A 16,664-nucleotide genomic window follows, 5' to 3' on the forward strand; every position below is an offset into this window, starting at 1 on the left:
CGGGTTTCTTCAGGTTCGACCTGTGGCTTGATTCGCTAGCGTCCATGCACCATTTGACGATCGGCGTGGCCAGCGGTCACCGTCGCGCCGCCATCCGTCGACGCGGTCCTCGCGCCGATCAGCGGACCGAACACCGACGCGCCCTCCTCGGCCGGCAACGCCGCGCTGCGGAACACGCCGAACAACTCGCGCCCGAAGCCGACTTCGTTCTCCGCCTGATTCGCCGGCGCTTCGACTTCGCGCGACGCCCATTCGCGTGCATCGATCTCGATGTCGAGCACGCCAGCCGGCGCGTCGATCACGAGCATATCGCCGGTGCGCACCTTGCCGAGCGGCCCGTGCAACAGCGCCTCCGGCGACACGTGGATCACGGCGGGGACCTTCCCCGATGCGCCCGACATGCGCCCGTCAGTGACCAGCGCGACATGGAAGCCCTGATCCTGCAACACGCCGAGAAGCGGCGTCAACCGATGCAGTTCCGGCATGCCGTTCGCGCGCGCCCCCTGAAAGCGCACGACCGCGACGAAATCGCGCTTCAGCTCGCCCTTGTCGAACGCTTCCTGCACTTCTTCCTGCGAATTGAAGACGATGGCCGGCGCCTTCACCACGCGATGCTCCGGCGCCACCGCCGAAATCTTGATGACGCCGCGCCCGAGCTTGCCCTGCATCAGCCGCAAGCCGCCGTCCGGCTGGAACGGCTCGCGAATGCCGCGCAGCACCTTCGTGTCGTGACTTTCGGCGGCGCCGTCGACCCATTGCAGCTTGCCGTCGATGAGCTTCGGCTCCTTCGTGTAGTGCGACAAGCCGCGGCCCGCGACCGTCTGCACGTCCTCGTGCAGCAAGCCGCCTTCGAGCAGATTGCGCACGAGAAACGCCACGCCGCCCGCCGCGTGGAAGTGGTTCACGTCGGCCTTGCCGTTCGGATAAATCTTCGCGAGCAGCGGAACGACCTGCGACAACTCGTCGAAGTCGTTCCAGTCGATCACAATGCCCGCCGCCCGCGCGATCGCCACGAGGTGCAGCGTGTGATTGGTCGAACCGCCTGTTGCGAGCAGCGCGACGATGCCGTTGACGATGGCCTTCTCATCGACCACATGGCCGATCGGCGTGTAGTTCCCGCGTTCGAGCGTGAGATCGAGCACGCGGCGCGCGGCTTCGGCGGTGAGCGCATCGCGCAGAGGCGTGTGCGGATGCACGAACGCCGCGCTCGGCAGATGCAGGCCCATCACTTCCATCAGCATCTGATTGCTGTTGGCCGTACCGTAGAACGTGCAGGTGCCGTGACCGTGATACGCGGCGGCCTCCGCTTCGAGCAACGCGTCGCGATTGCACTTGCCGGTTGCGAACTCCTGGCGAACCTTCGCCTTCTCGTCGTTGGTGAGGCCGCTCGTCATCGGGCCGGCGGGAACGAAGATGGTCGGCAGATGACCGAATTGCAGCGCGCCGATGGCCAAGCCCGGCACGATCTTGTCGCAGACGCCGAGGCACAGCGCCGCGTCGAACATGTTGTGCGTGAGCGCGACGGCCGTGCTCATCGCGATGACTTCCCGCGAAAACAGCGACAGCTCCATGCCCGCGTTGCCCTGCGTGATGCCGTCGCACATGGCCGGCACGCCGCCCGCGAATTGCGCGATGCCGCCGTGTTCGCGCGCCGCCTGCTTGATGATGTCCGGGAAGCTCTTGTACGGCGCGTGCGCGGAAAGCATCTCGTTATACGAAGACACGATGCCGATGTTCGGCTCGCGCACCGCCTTGATTGCGAACTTCTCCTGACCTTCGAGTCCGGCGAAACCGTGCGCGAGGTTTGCGCAGGACAGCGCGCCGCGCGCCGGGAACTTGCCGTGCGCCGCGTCGATGCGCGCGAGATACGCCGCGCGTGTGGACTTGCTGCGCTCGATCACGCGGTCGGTGACCTTCTTGAGTTGGGAATGCGGGGAAACCATCGAAGCTCCTTGTCTCACTGCGGCGCGCGTGCCGTCGAGTTGTGGATTGGACAATCGCGAAGAACGGCGGCTGCGTCGTTGTTATGTGGCTGGCCGTTTGGCGTCATATTAGTAGAAAAACTACATGGTGACAATGCATCGGCTACGCTCTCTTATTCAGCGAACGCCTAAGTCACCGCCTTTAACGACCGGCATCTCAGGGAATTCCCTTAGAACAGAGTGTCGAAGCATGTAGTATTTGTACAAACCGATTCATCGGCTATAGTCGCAGGCAAATTCCAGCATAGGCGAGTTTTCCGATGTTGCTGTCCCAAGTCGAAGCAATGCGCGAGCAGTTGCGCCCGTCCGAGCGCAAGCTCGCCGATTACGTGCTGGAAGCGCCGCGCGAAGTCCTCGACCTTTCGATGACCGATTTCGCCGCGCGAGCAGGCGTGAGCCAGCCGACCATCGCGCGTTTTTGTCAGGCGCTCGGCTTCTCCGGATTCCGGGAGTTCAAGATCCGGCTCGCGCAAAGCGTCGCAGGGGATGTGCCCACCGTTTACCGCGACGTCCGCAGCGACGAGCCCGCCGCCGGCGTCGCGGCGAAAGTGCTGGACCGCACCATCGGCGCGCTGATCGCGGTGCGCAACAGCTTGTCGTCGGACAGCGTGGCGGCGGCCATCGCGATTCTGTCGGAGGCGCGGCGCATCGAGTTCTATGGCGCGGGCGGGTCGGGCATCGCCGCGCTCGACATGCAGCACAAGTTTTTCCGCCTCGGCGTGCCGTCAGTCGCCTACGCCGATCCGCATACCTACACGACGTCGGCGGCGCTGCTCGGTCCCGGCGATGTGGTTGTCGCCATCTCGAACACCGGCCGCACGAAGGACATTCTGGATGCGTGCAAATCCGCGCTCAATGGCGGGGCGAAAGTGATCGCGATCACGCACGGCAATTCGCCGCTCGCGCGGCTGGCGAGCGTCGGCCTGTTCGCAAATGTCGATGAGGACACGGATATTTTTTCGCCGATGACATCGCGCGTCTCGCATCTCGCAATCGGCGACATTCTGGCGGTGGGATTGGCACTGGCGCGCGGACCGCAATTGGCGGAAAAACTCGCCGAGGCGAAGGACGTGCTGGAAGGACGCAGAGTCGGCTCCTAAGCTCCTAAGACGCTGTGCGGTTCAAATGAAATCGAAGTCAGGCTGTACCTATGAGCGACGCTTTCTCTCTGGAACGTTTCGACCGATGCGTGCAAGGCGCGCAGTACGACGACGCGATCGACATGCTTTTCGAGCTGAACAAGCTGCTCGACCGATTTCCGTACATCGGGTTGGGTCAGTTCGTGTCGGGCGCAGACGCCCATCGCTGCAACGAGTCGTTCGCGCGCCGGCTGTCCGACGCCGCCGTCAGCATGATTGCCAGCCCGGACTTCACGCTGACGGACGGTCGACTCGGACGGCTGGAGCGGCTGCGTCCGCTGATCTGGAGCGTCATGGCGGCCACGCCGCCTCGCAACGCTGACCATTTCGTGGCCCCGTTGCTCGCCGCGCTCGACGATTCCTCCAGTCCTGCGCCGCTCCGCTCGGATGCCGCGAGACGGCTGAGCCTTCTCTACAGCCCGGAATCGTCGGCCGATCTCGACATCACGCAGCTTTGGAACGCCGACCGCGCTTCGGCCTTGAGCCTTGCAATAGCGATCGCGGCAGAGCGTTTCGCCGCAAGCACGCTTGCTCAGGGCAAACGCAATCGCTTGCTGCAATGGCTGGCCGGTGTCATCGAACTACTCGATCAGACGCCGCCGCAGGACCTGACCAGTCTGTGGTCGCTCTACATGCATTGCAGCTACGCCGAGGGAAACCGGCACGCGGTCAAGTCAGGCATCAATGCGCTCGTGCGCAAAGGGCTGGCCAATCTTGGACTTGCCGACGTCGATGTCACCGGCACGACTCGCGCCTTTCCGAAAGACGCACGTCCGCTCATGTTAGTCGTAGCGGAAAGCTTCAATACGGGACATTCGATCGTCCGCACCCATTCGGCCGCGCTCGCCGCGGTCAAAAGCCGCTTCGAACTGGTCGCGTTTTGCCCACCGCGCTCGATCGACGACAGTCAGCGCGCAATCTTCGATCGGACGGTCGACCTTCCGGACGGCGCGCACGTTCCGCAATGGCTCCGGCAAATCAGGGATTTCGCCGAAACCGAACGTCCCGCCGTCTTGTATATGCCGAGCGTGGGGATGTCGGTCCTGACCGTCTTTCTCTCGAATATGCGCCTTGCGCCTTTACAGATCGCCGGGCTTGGCCACCCCGCGACCACGCGATCCGACCGCATCGATTACATCAGCGTGGAAGACGATTACGTCGGCGATCCCGCCTGCTTCACGGAAAAACTTCTGCGCCTTCCCAAAGACGGGCAGCCGTATCGTCCGTCGGCGTTGTTGACAGAACTTCCGTCTCGCTCACCGAACGATAACGGACGCACGGACATCGCCATCGCGGCAAGTTGCATGAAGTTGAACCCGGCTTTTCTGGCCGCGTGCAAGCGAATCGTGCAGCGGGCGCGGACGCCCATTCATCTTCACTTCATTATGAGCGGCAGCAATGTATTCACGTTGCTGTCGCTGCAATGCGAACTGAGGCAGATTCTTCCCGCCGGCTCGTACACGATTCACGGGTTCACGCCATACGCGACATACGTGAAGAAGCTCGCCAGCATGGACATGTTTCTCAGTCCATTCCCTTTCGGAAATACGAACGGCATCGTGGACGCCTTTACGGCCGGCTTGCCGGGCGTCTGCAAAACCGGGCCCGAAGTGTTCGAGCATATCGACGGCGCCTTGTTAGCGCGTGCGTCGATGCCGTCCTGGCTGGTCACCGAGACGGTAGAAGATTATGTGGAGGCGGCAGTCCGCCTCGCGACGAACCGGGAAGAAAGAGAGGCGATAAGCACCTCGATGCTCGAAAGCAACGCCGTACAGCGGTTTTTCGAGGGACGGCCGGAAGCGTTTGGAGACTTGGTGCTGGGACTCGTCCGCGGCACCTCAGCGCTCAAAACGGTTTGACGACCACCAGCAGCGTCGCGCCGAGCAAGCCGAGCACCGGCAACTCGTTGTACATGCGGTACCACTTGTCCGAGCGCGTATTTTCGCCGCGCTGGAACGTGCGCAGCAGAACGCCGCAATACGCGTGATAGGCGATCAGCAATACGACGATGCCGAGCTTCGCGTGCAACCAACCCTGTCCGCGCCCGATGCCGACGTCCAGCCACAGCCACAGCCCGCATGCAAGCGCCGGCACCGCGATGAACGTCATGAAGCGAAAGAGCTTGCGCGCCATCAGCAGCAGGCGCGCGGTCGCTGCCGGGTCCTTCTCCATCGCGAGATTGACGTAAATGCGCGGCAAGTAGAACAGCCCCGCGAACCACGAGGCGACCAGCACGATATGCAGCGATTTGATCCAGAGCATCGTTTTTCTTCGGGTCGTCTTATTGACGCACTTCGCCGTGACCGAGCACGACGTATTTCAGCGATGTCAGCCCTTCCAGCCCCACCGGGCCGCGCGCATGCAGCTTGTCGTTCGAGATGCCGATTTCCGCGCCCAGCCCGAACTCGAAGCCATCCGCGAAGCGCGTTGACGCGTTGACCATGACGCTCGCCGAATCCACTTCGCGCAGGAAGCGCATGGCGCGGTCGTGGTCTTCGGTGACGATCGCGTCCGTATGATGCGAGCCGTACGTGTTGATATGGCCGATGGCCTCGTCCAGACCATCGACGATTTTCACCGCCAGAATCGGCGCGAGATATTCGGTGCTCCAGTCTTCGTCGGTGGCATCGACGAGCCCGCCGATCTGCGCCGCTTCGAGCACCTTGCGCGCCGCCGCATCGACGCGCAGTTCGACGTCTTTCGCCTGAAAGGCACGCGCGAGCATGGGCAACGCGGCGTCGGCGCCAGCGCGCGCGACGAGCAGCGTTTCCATCGTGTTGCAGGTGCCGTAGCGATGCGTCTTCGCGTTGTCGCAGATCGCCGCCGCTTTCGCGAGATCGGCGCGGTCGTCCACGTACACGTGGCAGATGCCGTCGAGATGCTTGATCATCGGCACGCGCGACTCTTCCATCAGCCGGGCGATGAGGCTTTTGCCGCCGCGCGGCACGATCACGTCGACGAACTCCGTCATGGTGATGAGCTTGCCGACCGCCGCGCGATCCGCCGTCTCGACGACCTGCACCGCGTCCTGCGGCAAACCCGCCGCCCGCAAGCCCTCGCCGATCAGCCTGGCAAGCGCAGTGTTGCAATCGAGCGCTTCGGAACCGCCGCGAAGAATCGTCGCGTTGCCAGATTTCAGGCACAGCGCGGCGGCGTCGATGGTCACGTTCGGCCGCGATTCGTAGATGATGCCGATCACGCCGAGCGGCACACGCATCTGCCCGACCTGAATGCCCGTCGGACGGAACTTGAGTCCGCTGATTTCCCCGATCGGATCGGCCAGCGACGCCACTTGCCGCAAGCCTTCGACCATTGTGCCGAGCGCCTTGTCGGAGAGCGTGAGACGGTCGATGAACGCCGCGTCGTAGCCCTTTTCGCGAGCTCGATCCAGATCGCGCGCGTTCGCGGCCTTGAGCGTGTCGCGCTCCCGCTCGATCGCATCCGCCACCGCGACGAGCGCCGCGTTCTTCGCCGCCGTCGACGCCCGCGCCATCGCGCGTGACGCCGCGCGCGCGCGGCGGCCGAGATCGGTCATGTACTGGTTGATGTTCATCTGGATCATTCCGTATGCCGGCTGCGAAAGCGCGGCATCAGTGAGATGGAGTCGCGTCGGTTGCATGGCCCGACGCGCAAAGAATCATTCTAAGCCGTACCGCGTATTTAGCGACGCGGTCGCGGCGCTGGCGACGCGCCTTGCGCCACGGCCATCGCCAGTTCGAACATGCCGGCCCACGGATCGGGCGGCGGCTCGCTGCCGCGCGCACTCGTGCCGGAACTACCCGAAAGCCCTTTGACCTGCCGGTCGAGCCGCGCCGCCAGCGAGAGCGCGCGTTCGAGCGCGTCTTCCGTCACGCGGGAAAGCGCCGGGCCGATCAACCGCTCGCGCGGTCCCCATACGCGGTTTTCGCGTAGCAGCGTGGCGAGCGGCTTGCCCGACGTCACACCGCGCTTGATGCGCAGAAGCGTGCGCACCTCGTCGACGAGCGCCCACAGCACGAGCACGGCCGCTTCGCCTTCGCCTTTCAGACCGTCGAGCATGCGCGAAAGCCGGCCCACGTCGCCCGTCAGCATCGCCTCGTTCAGCTTGAAAACGTCGTAGCGCGCGACGTTCAGCACCGCGTCGTGGATCTGCTCGAACGTGAGCACGCCTTGCGGATAAAGCAGCCCGAGCTTCTGTATTTCCTGATGCGCGGCAAGCAGATTGCCTTCGACACGCTCCGCAATGAAGACTAGCGCGCGCCGGCCCTCTTCGCCCGGGGCGACGCGCTGGCCTTGCTGCGCGAGCCGCTGGCCCACCCACATCGGCAACTGCGCGCGATCGACCGGATCGACCTTCAGCGCGACACCGGCGCCGATCAACGCAGTGAACCACGCGGATTTCTGCGCTGCCGAATCGAGGCGCGGCAGCGTGACCAAGGTCACGACGTCGGGATTGTCGGCGGCGGCGAGCGTCTTCAGCGCCTCGCCGCCTTCCTTGCCGGGCTTGCCCGTCGGAATGCGCAACTCGATCAGCTGCCGGTCGCCGAAGAGCGACATCGACTGCGTCGCGCCGATGAGCGCGCTCCAGTCGAACCCGCGCTCGACCGTGAACACCGTGCGATCCGTGAAGCCGCCCGCGCGCGCGGCGGCCCGGATGCGGTCGCACGCTTCCTGCACGAGCAGATGCTCGTCGCCATAGACGACGTACAGCGCCTTCAGGCCTTTGGCGAGATGCGCTTCGAGCGCGTCGAGCTTCAGTTGCATGGTGAACGGTCGCGCGGCGCGTTACAGCGGCGGCGTGGGCAACGGGGCCCGCGGCGCGATGCCCGGCGTCTGCTCGGCCGGCGTCGGATGCAGCGAACGCACGACCGCGAGCCGGCGTGTCAGTTGATCCACGGCATCGTTGCGCATGTCGTTGTAGAGCAGCGTGGCCTCCTGCGACTTTGCGAGCGTGTACTGGTTGCTATAGGTCATCGCGCGATTCAGCGCGATGGCGCTAGGCGGGATCAGCACGGTTCCGTCCGCGCCGACGAGCGTGTAGCTCAGGTTGTAGACGAGCTCGTACTCCTGGATCACGCCCTGCGAATTGAGGCTGAGTGTGCTGAGGCCTTGGCCTTCCGTGAGATAGAGCGTCGCGTCTGGCTTCTCCGAGGGCTTTACGATAACCGTATCGCTTCCGCCCTGCACCATGCGTTCGAGCCGCCCGACCATCTGCGGCGCGCCGCCGCTGATTGCCAGGCGCTTGAAGGCGTAGTCCTGCTCGCCGCGCAACTGGAAGCCGCACGCGGACAGCGCGACCGCGCCGCCCAAGAGCGCGAGGAACGTACGCCGGCTCACGCGCGCCGCGCGATTTTCGACGGCTTTGACGCTCACATCGAATCCCCAGGTTTTGGCCATCAGACCACCACGTTGACGAGACGCCCCGGCACCACGACGATCTTCTTCGGCGCGCGGCCTTCCGAGAACTTTTCGAACATTTCGTGCGCGAGCGCCGCCTGTTCGATGGCTTCCCGCGTTGCATCCTTCGCCACGGTCAGCGCGCCGCGCACCTTGCCGTTGACCTGCAGCACCAGTTCGATTTCCGCTTGTTCGAGCGCGGCTTCGTCGACCTTCGGCCACGGCGCGTCGAGCAGCGGGCCGAACTCGTCGGCGTAACCGAGTTCCGACCACAACTGGAAGGTGATGTGCGGCACGACCGGATACAGCACGCGCAGCAAAACGCCGAAGGTCTCGTTCAGCACGCCTTCGCCTGCATTCTTCGCGCTGTCGAGCGCGTTGAGCATCTTCATCGCGGCAGACACGACGGTGTTGTATTGCAGGCGGCCATAGTCGAAATCGGCCTGCTTCAGCACGGTGTATATGTCGCGGCGCAGCGCGCGGTCGGCATCGCTCAGCTTCGATGCATCCAGCTTGCGGTGCTGGCGCAGCGCCTCGGCGTTGTCGTGCGCGAAGTGCCACACGCGGCGCAAGAAGCGGCTCGCGCCTTCGACGCCCGCGCCCGACCATTCGAGCGATTGCTCCGGCGGCGCCGCGAACATCACGAAGAGACGCGCCGTATCGGCGCCGTACTGGTCGATGAGCGTCTGCGGATCCACGCCGTTGTTCTTCGACTTCGACATCTTTTCGACGCCGCCGAGCACGACCGGCTGCCCGTCGGCAATCAGCGTCGCGCCTGTCGGACGGCCCTTGTCGTCGTGCGACACGGTGACTTCGAGCGGGTTGTACCAGGTCTTCTTGCCGCTCGCGTCTTCCCGGTAGAACGTCTCGTTGAGCACCATGCCCTGCGTGAGCAGGTTCTTGGCCGGCTCGCCGAACTTCACGAGGCCCATGTCGCGCATGACCTTGGTCCAGAAGCGCGAATACAAGAGGTGAAGAATGGCGTGCTCGATACCGCCGATGTACTGATCCATCGGCATCCAGTAATCGGTGCGCTCGTCGACCATCGTCGTCGCGTCCGGCGCGCTGTAGCGCGAGAAGTACCACGACGAATCGACGAACGTGTCCATGGTGTCCGTCTCGCGCTTTGCCGCCGCGCCGCACTTCGGGCACGAGCAGTTCAGGAACGCTTCGGACTTCGCGAGCGGATTGCCCGTGCCGTCCGGCACGAGGTCTTCCGGCAGCACGACCGGCAGATCCTTCTCCGGCACCGGCACGTCGCCGCAGCTCGGGCAGTGGATGATCGGGATCGGCGTGCCCCAGTAACGCTGGCGCGAGATGCCCCAGTCGCGCAGACGCCAGGTGACCTGCTTGTCGCCGAGTTCCTTGGCTTTCAGGTCGGCGGCGATCGCATCGATCGCTTCCTCGGTGGTCATGCCGTCGTATTTGCCGCTGTTGACGAGGCGGCCGGCCGTCTTGTCGCCGTACCACTCTTCCCACGCCGCGGTGGAGTAGGTCTTGCCTTCGACGGCGATCACCGGCTTGATCGGCAGATCGTATTTCTTCGCGAACGCGAAGTCGCGCTCATCGTGCGCCGGCACGCCCATCACGGCGCCTTCGCCGTAGGACATCAGCACGTAGTTGCCGATCCACACTTCGACCTTCTCGCCCGTCAGCGGATGCGTGATGAAAAAGCCGGTCGCCATGCCCTTCTTTTCCATCGTGGCGACGTCGGCTTCCGCGACGCCGCCGCGCTTGCATTCCTCGATGAACGCCTGCAAACCGGGGTTGTCGCGCGCAAGCCGCGTGGCGAGCGGATGCTCCGCCGCGATCGCCGCGAACGTCACGCCCATGATGGTGTCGGCGCGCGTAGTGAACACGCGCAGGAGCTTCGCTTCGCCGTCGATTTCATACGGGAAGCCGAAGTTCACGCCGAAGCTCTTGCCGATCCAGTTCTGCTGCATGATCTTCACGCGCTCGGGCCAGCCGAGGCCTTCGAGATCGTCGAGCAGTTGATCCGCGTAATCGGTAATGCGCAGGTAGTACATCGGAATCTCGCGCTTCTCCACGAGCGCGCCCGAGCGCCAGCCGCGCCCGTCGATGACCTGTTCGTTTGCGAGCACCGTCTGGTCGACCGGGTCCCAGTTCACCGTGCCCGTCTTCTTGTACGCGATGCCTTTTTCCAGCATCTTGAGGAACAGCCACTGGTTCCACTTGTAGTACTCGGGCGAGCACGTGGCGACTTCGCGCGACCAGTCGATGGCGAGGCCCATCGACTGCATCTGCTTCTTCATGTACGCGATGTTGTCGTACGTCCACTTCGCGGGCGGCACGCCATTGGCCATCGCGGCATTTTCGGCGGGCATGCCGAACGCGTCCCAGCCCATCGGCATCAGCGTGTTGTGGCCGTTCATGCGCAGATAACGGTACATCACGTCGTTGATGGTGTAGTTGCGCACGTGCCCCATGTGCAGCTTGCCCGACGGATACGGCAGCATCGAGACGCAATAGAACTTGGGCTTGGCCGACGTCTCGGTCGTCCGGTAGACGTCATTCGCGCGCCAGTTGCTCTGCGCGGCGGATTCGACGTCGGCGGGTACGTATTTATCGTGCATGGTGTGATGGCTTTACGCTTGATGCTGTGAACGGGCGCGAGCTTCGTTGGGCTTGGCCGCTGGCTTGCGGTGGCGAATCCAGACGCTGCGTGGTCGACCGGCCGGCGCGACTCGCGCCATGCAACGGCGGAATCGGGCCTGCTCTGATTGACGCGGGACGCGTTGGACGGGCAAAGGGCGATTATACCGTCCGCTCTCCCCGTGTCCTGGATTCGCAAAGCCGCTGGCCGCACGTTTTTCGGGGCATTCACTGGAACATTCGCTGCGAGTTTGCGCGGCGCGCGGCCGTCCGGCAATTCAGCCGAACGGAATAGGCCGAATGCGAATGTCTCAGTGCGCCGGCACGGGCTGCGTCACGAAACCGATCCGCTCGATTCCGGCCTGCTGCGCCGCGCCCATCACCTGCGCGACGATTTCATAGCGCGTGCCGCTCGACGCCCTCAGATGCAGCTCCGGCTTCTCGGCCGCCTTCCCCGCCACGGCGAAGCGCGCGCGCATGTCAGCGGCGCTGATCGGCGCGTCGTTCCAATAGAGCTTGCCTGCGTCGTCGATGGAAAGCGTGATGGTCTGCGGCGTCTCGCGCGCCGGCTGCGACGAAACCTTCGGCAAATCCAGCCGGATGGCATGCGTGAAAAGCGGCGCGGTGATGATGAAGATCACCAGCAACACGAGCATGACGTCGATGAGCGGCGTCATGTTGATGTCGGCCATGGGCGAGCCGTTGGGCTTGTTGTCGAGTCCGCCGAAGGCCATCGCGCGCTTCTATTCCTTCTCGCCGCACACGAACGCGTGCAGATCGTGCGCGAAGCCGTCGAGTTCCTCGGAGATCTGCCGCACGTAGCGGCCGAGCACGTTGTACGCGAGCACCGCCGGAATCGCGACGACCAGACCGAACGCGGTCATGATGAGCGCCTCGCCCACCGGCGCCGCGACGTTTTCGATCATCGCCTGCCCGCTCGCCGCAATGCTGCCGAGCGCGTGATAAATGCCCCAGACCGTGCCCAGCAAGCCGACGAAGGGCGCCGTGCTGCCCACGGACGCGAGGAGCACCTGTCCGAATTCGAGCCGCCGTTGCGAGCGCAGCAACGCCTGGCGCAGCGCGCGCAACACGCGCTCGTTGCGCTCGACGCGGGCGAGCAGCGCGCCGGGCACCTCGGCTTCGGAGGCGCGCCACGCCGCTTCGGCGAGCGGCAGATACACGCGCTCGCGGTCCGCGCTGCGCAAGGCGCCGATGCCGTCTTTCAAAGTCGATGCCTGCCAGAAGCGTTGCAGCGCGAGCGGCCCCTGCCATTTGGCGCGCGCCAGCACCCACGCCTTCACGAGCAGGAAGCACCAGCTCGCGAGCGACATGGCGAGCAGCACGCCCGCGACAGCATGCGTGACGGCATCGCCGCTTTGCAGATAGTGGATAACGCCCGTTGCCGCCATCGTCCGCGAACGCCTCAGCGCAGGCCGAGCACGTCTTGCATGTCGAAGAAGCCCTTGTCGTGCGCGGCGAGGAAGCGCACCGCGCGCAGCGCGCCTTGTGCGTACGACAGACGGCTCGCGGACTTGTGCGTGATCTCGATGCGCTCGCCGATGCCCGCGAACAGCACTGTGTGATCGCCGACGATATCGCCGCCGCGAATCGCCGAGAAGCCGATGGTCGACGGATCGCGCTCGCCGGTCACGCCTTCGCGCGCGTAGACGGCGCAGTCGTTCAGATCGCGGCCGAGCGCGCGGGCCACCACTTCGCCCATCGCCAGCGCGGTGCCGGACGGCGCATCCACCTTATGCCGGTGATGCGCCTCGATAATCTCGATGTCGTAACCCTGCGCGAACTGCTTCGCGGCGAATTCGAGCAGCTTGAGCGTCACGTTCACGCCGACGCTCATGTTCGGCGCGAAGACCACGCCGATCTTGTCGCCGGCCTGCTTCAACTGCGCCTTTTGCTCGTCGGAGAAGCCCGTCGTGCCGATCACCATCTTCACGTCGTGACGCAGCGCCGCTTCGAGATGCGTGAGCGTGCCTTCAGGGCGCGTGAAGTCGATCAGATAGTCGGCGTCGGCGAACACGCGCTCGATGTCGTCGGTGAGCGCGACGCCGGTGGTCTTGCCGAGGAAGGCGCCCGCGTCCTGCCCGAGCTGCGGCACGCCGGAACGGTCGAGCGCGCCGACGAGTTGCGCGTCGGGGTCGTTGAGAACGGTTTCGATCAGCATCCGGCCCATGCGGCCCGACGCCCCGGCGATGGCGATCTTCATGGCTGTCTCGTGTTGGACCGCGCGGCGAGCGCGGCTGATTGATGCGGCGTCACGCGGCGAGCGCCCGCGACGCCGGTCTGTCCGGCAAGGCGCGAACGGCGCGCCTTGCCGACGATGCTTCGCAGCATTACTGCGGCATGCTGAACTGCGCTTGTCCGCCCGCGTTGGCCGGAGCCGGCGACGTGCTCGCGGGACCGACGGCGCTGCTGTCCGGAATCGTGATCGTCTGCGGCTTGCGCTGCAACTGGATCTGGGAGTTGCCGCCCACGCTGGCCGCGCCGGGCGCCGCGCCCGCACTTTGCGGCACGTTCGGGCGCACGGAGGATTGCGTTCGGCCAGTCGGCATTTCGACTTGCGCCGTCGCGCGATTCGCTGCCTGCGCGGCCTGCTGATTCGCGTCGCCCGCGAAGGCTGCCGCGGTGTTCGGCTGCGTGGACGGCTCGCCGGGCGGCGCGGTCACTGTGCTTGCCGAAGCCGCCGACGCCGCCGATGCCGCCGCCACGGCTGCGGGCGCCGTTGGCGCCTTCGCAACCTTCAAGCCCCGGTCGCCGTCGATTTCAGCGAGCAATTCGAGGTTCGACGGGAGATTCTCGCCGCCCGACCAGCTCACGACGCGATCGCTCGCGAAGTTCACGATGAAGTCACGCTGCTGCACGACGGAGGTGGAACCGCGCTTGAAGTAGAACACGTAGTCCCAGCGGTCCGCGTGGAACATGTCGGTGAGCAGCGGCGTGCCGAGCAGTTGCCTGACTTGATCGCGCGACATGCCGACCTGCATCTGGCTCGCCGCTTCCTGCGAAACGAAGTTGCCCTGCACGACCGTGATGCGGTATGGCGTGATGCTCTGCGCGATCTTCTGCGTGACGCTGTCGTACGTCGAGCAACCCGCGAGCAGCGCGGCGAGGGTTGCTGCGATGATGGTTCCCCGCATGCGACGGCTCTCCCTGCAATTCGATAAAAATTTTGAGATCATTTCACCTTTCGCGCACAGCGCCGATGACACTGACAACGCCGCGCTTCTCGTTCCGCTCTCAGTGCGCTTCTGCCTAACTACTGCGTGACTTCTGCGTAGCTTCCGCGCGGTTTTGCGTACTTTCCGCATGAGATGTCAGGATTCGGAAAAACGCATTACTATGAGAACCTTGAATTGTACTCTAGGGATGCCTAGCCATGACCAATCCCTCCGATCTGAAAAATATCGGGCTCAAGGCGACCCTGCCCCGCCTCAAGATTCTGGAAATCTTCCAGCACAGTCCGGTGCGTCACCTGACCGCTGAAGACGTGTATCGCAACCTGCTCAACGAAGAGCTCGATATCGGGCTCGCCACCGTGTACCGCGTGCTCACGCAGTTCGAGCAAGCGGGCCTGCTCTCGCGAAGCAATTTCGAATCGGGCAAAGCGGTGTTCGAACTGAACGAAGGTTCGCACCACGATCACCTCGTCTGCATCGACTGCGGGCGCGTCGAAGAGTTCTTCGACGCCGAAATCGAACGTCGCCAGCAGTCCATCGCAAAAGAGCGCGGCTTCAAGCTGCACGAGCACGCGCTCGCGCTCTACGGCGCCTGCACCAAGGAAAACTGCCCGCACCGCAAGCACTAAGCGACCCGCGCCCGAGGCGGCGCGAAAGCATAGTGACCAAAATGAGCCGCCGTCCATCGGCTTCGATGGACGGCGGTTTTGTTTCGTCCATTCTCGTCCCTATGCGGCGAATTCCGATAACGACGCTCGTCTCCGCTGACACAGGCACTTCCCGCGACAGCCGCGGTCATAGCACCGGCCGCCAGCGATCACTAGCCCTCCGTGGCTTCAATCAGCTTTCCGCGGACCTGCAATTAGCGAACGTCAAAGGAGTAACGTCAATGGACGTGCAACAACTCGTATCAGAATTTCTGTCTTCGTCGCACGGGGCGCAAGCCACGCAGGCGCTGACCGATCAGGGCTTCAGCCAGGAAGACAGTCAGCAAATGCTTAGTACGGCTGCGGAAACGGCGCACGCACACGCCGAAGAACAGAGCCAGGGCTTGCTGGGCGACCATCCCGGCAAGAGCTTCTTCGCGGCGTTCGCGGCGGGACTCGTGCGCGGCGACGGCTTCTTCAAGTCGCTGGAAGAAGGCGGCGAAGGCGTGCTGACCGGGCGCATCGCGGAATCCATCGGCGCGCGCATGGGACTCGACCCCGGCACGGCGTCGACCGTTGCGGCCGCCGCGACGCCTTACGTCATCTCTTTCCTGCGCCAGCGGTTCGCATAACGCCGCGCAAAAAACAAAGCCGCTCCGAGGAGCGGCTTTGTCATTTCAGCGGACCGAACGTTACTTCGCGTTCGCGAGCGCGACCGCCGTATCCAGCATGCGGTTCGAGAAGCCCCACTCGTTGTCGTACCAGCTCGACACCTTCACGAGACGGCCCGACACCTTCGTGAGCGTCGCGTCGAACGTCGACGAAGCCGGGTTGTGGTTGAAGTCGACCGACACCAGCGGCGCGTCGTTGTAGCCGAGGATGCCCTTCAGCTCGCCTTCCGACGCTTCCTTCATGATCTTGTTGACTTCTTCCACCGTCGTGTCGCGCGCCGCGATGAACGACAGATCCACCACCGACACGTTGATGGTCGGCACGCGGATCGCGTAGCCGTCCAGCTTGCCGTTCAGCTCCGGCAGCACGAGGCCCACCGCCGACGCAGCGCCCGTCTTCGTCGGGATCTGGCTATGCGTGGCCGAGCGCGCGCGGCGCAGGTCTTCGTGATACACGTCGGTCAGAACCTGGTCGTTCGTGTACGCGTGGATCGTGGTCATCAGGCCGTTGACGAGGCCGATCTTGTCGTTCAGCGGCTTGACGAGCGGCGCGAGGCAGTTCGTCGTGCACGAAGCGTTCGAGATGACCGTGTCCGATGCCTTCAGCACGTTGTGGTTCACGCCGTACACGACGGTCGCGTCCACGTCCTTGCCGCCCGGCGCGGAAATAATGACCTTCTTCGCGCCGCCCTTGATGTGGGCGCTCGCCTTTTCCTTGGTCGTGAAGAAGCCGGTGCACTCCATCACCACGTCGACGTTCAGCTCGCCCCACGGCAGTTCGGCCGGGTTGCGGTTCGCCAGCACGCGAATCTTGTCGCCGTTGACGACGAGGTAGTCGCCGTCCACCGACACGTCGCCGGGGAACTTGCCGTGCGCGGTGTCGTACTGCGTCAGGTGCGCGTTCGTCTTGGCATCGCCGAGATCGTTGATGGCGACGATCTCGATGTCGTGCTTCTTGCCGTTCTCGTAGAAGGCGCGCAACGTGTTGCGGCCGATCCGGCCGTAGCCGTTGATTGCAACGCGAATCGTCATGGTCTATCTCCTT

General features: G+C 64.3%; 15 protein-coding genes. 4 read left to right on the top strand and 11 right to left on the bottom strand.

Annotated features, from left to right (window positions below; all coding sequences use genetic code 11):
* Positions 1-35 precede the first annotated feature (35 nt).
* Positions 36-1,943 (bottom strand): phosphogluconate dehydratase, encoded by a 1,908-nt coding sequence (edd, locus tag LDZ26_RS10665; protein ID WP_244847213.1) that lies wholly within the window; start codon positions 1,941-1,943, stop codon positions 36-38.
* A gap of 299 nt (positions 1,944-2,242) precedes the next feature.
* On the opposite strand from edd, the gene LDZ26_RS10670 reads away from it, so the two are divergent.
* Together LDZ26_RS10670 and LDZ26_RS10675 are read left to right on the top strand one after the other, a co-directional pair.
* Complete coding sequence (locus tag LDZ26_RS10670) at positions 2,243-3,082, top strand: MurR/RpiR family transcriptional regulator (protein ID WP_244847214.1); 840 nt, start codon at positions 2,243-2,245, stop codon at positions 3,080-3,082.
* A gap of 50 nt (positions 3,083-3,132) precedes the next feature.
* Entirely contained in the window at positions 3,133-4,980 is a 1,848-nt protein-coding gene (locus LDZ26_RS10675) for a hypothetical protein (RefSeq protein ID WP_244847215.1), read from the top strand.
* Here the strand turns inward: LDZ26_RS10675 and LDZ26_RS10680 are convergent.
* From LDZ26_RS10680 to LDZ26_RS10720, 9 genes are all read right to left on the bottom strand, one after another.
* On the bottom strand, positions 4,967-5,383 hold the full coding sequence (locus LDZ26_RS10680) for a CopD family protein (RefSeq protein WP_244847216.1): 417 nt from the start codon (positions 5,381-5,383) through the stop codon (positions 4,967-4,969). The two genes, LDZ26_RS10675 and LDZ26_RS10680, sit on opposite strands and share 14 nt — an antisense overlap.
* A gap of 19 nt (positions 5,384-5,402) precedes the next feature.
* Positions 5,403-6,674, bottom strand: coding sequence for a glutamate-5-semialdehyde dehydrogenase (locus LDZ26_RS10685; protein ID WP_244847217.1), 1,272 nt, complete (start codon positions 6,672-6,674; stop codon positions 5,403-5,405).
* A gap of 107 nt (positions 6,675-6,781) precedes the next feature.
* Positions 6,782-7,864, bottom strand: coding sequence for a DNA polymerase III subunit delta (gene holA, locus LDZ26_RS10690; RefSeq protein ID WP_244847218.1), 1,083 nt, complete (start codon positions 7,862-7,864; stop codon positions 6,782-6,784).
* Positions 7,865-7,885: 21 nt separating this feature from the next.
* Positions 7,886-8,437: an LPS assembly lipoprotein LptE gene (lptE, locus tag LDZ26_RS10695; RefSeq protein ID WP_244849157.1), complete on the bottom strand. Its 552-nt coding sequence runs from the start codon at positions 8,435-8,437 to the stop codon at positions 7,886-7,888.
* A 59-nt stretch (positions 8,438-8,496) separates the two neighbouring features.
* The gene (leuS, locus tag LDZ26_RS10700; RefSeq protein ID WP_244847219.1) at positions 8,497-11,091 is read right to left on the bottom strand and encodes a leucine--tRNA ligase; all 2,595 of its coding nucleotides are present in this window, start codon (positions 11,089-11,091) and stop codon (positions 8,497-8,499) included.
* Between the two features lie 330 nt (positions 11,092-11,421).
* Positions 11,422-11,844 carry a biopolymer transporter ExbD gene (locus LDZ26_RS10705; RefSeq protein ID WP_244847220.1) on the bottom strand — a complete coding sequence of 141 codons (423 nt, stop codon included), beginning with the start codon at positions 11,842-11,844 and terminating at the stop codon, positions 11,422-11,424.
* A 9-nt stretch (positions 11,845-11,853) separates the two neighbouring features.
* Positions 11,854-12,519 (bottom strand): MotA/TolQ/ExbB proton channel family protein, encoded by a 666-nt coding sequence (locus tag LDZ26_RS10710; RefSeq protein ID WP_244847221.1) that lies wholly within the window; start codon positions 12,517-12,519, stop codon positions 11,854-11,856.
* A 14-nt stretch (positions 12,520-12,533) separates the two neighbouring features.
* On the bottom strand, positions 12,534-13,331 hold the full coding sequence (dapB, locus tag LDZ26_RS10715; protein ID WP_244847222.1) for a 4-hydroxy-tetrahydrodipicolinate reductase: 798 nt from the start codon (positions 13,329-13,331) through the stop codon (positions 12,534-12,536).
* A gap of 127 nt (positions 13,332-13,458) precedes the next feature.
* Positions 13,459-14,262 carry an outer membrane protein assembly factor BamE gene (locus LDZ26_RS10720; protein ID WP_244847223.1) on the bottom strand — a complete coding sequence of 268 codons (804 nt, stop codon included), beginning with the start codon at positions 14,260-14,262 and terminating at the stop codon, positions 13,459-13,461.
* Positions 14,263-14,501: 239 nt separating this feature from the next.
* On the opposite strand from LDZ26_RS10720, the gene fur reads away from it, so the two are divergent.
* Together fur and LDZ26_RS10730 are read left to right on the top strand one after the other, a co-directional pair.
* Positions 14,502-14,930, top strand: coding sequence for a ferric iron uptake transcriptional regulator (gene fur / locus LDZ26_RS10725; protein ID WP_159836963.1), 429 nt, complete (start codon positions 14,502-14,504; stop codon positions 14,928-14,930).
* Positions 14,931-15,190: 260 nt separating this feature from the next.
* Positions 15,191-15,580, top strand: coding sequence for a hypothetical protein (locus LDZ26_RS10730; RefSeq protein ID WP_244847224.1), 390 nt, complete (start codon positions 15,191-15,193; stop codon positions 15,578-15,580).
* Between the two features lie 60 nt (positions 15,581-15,640).
* On the opposite strand, the gene gap is transcribed toward LDZ26_RS10730, so the two are convergent.
* On the bottom strand, positions 15,641-16,651 hold the full coding sequence (gene gap, locus LDZ26_RS10735; RefSeq protein ID WP_244847225.1) for a type I glyceraldehyde-3-phosphate dehydrogenase: 1,011 nt from the start codon (positions 16,649-16,651) through the stop codon (positions 15,641-15,643).
* Positions 16,652-16,664 lie beyond the last annotated feature (13 nt).

The sequence above is a fragment of the Caballeronia sp. SL2Y3 genome (assembly GCF_022879575.1).
Taxonomy (GTDB): domain Bacteria; phylum Pseudomonadota; class Gammaproteobacteria; order Burkholderiales; family Burkholderiaceae; genus Caballeronia.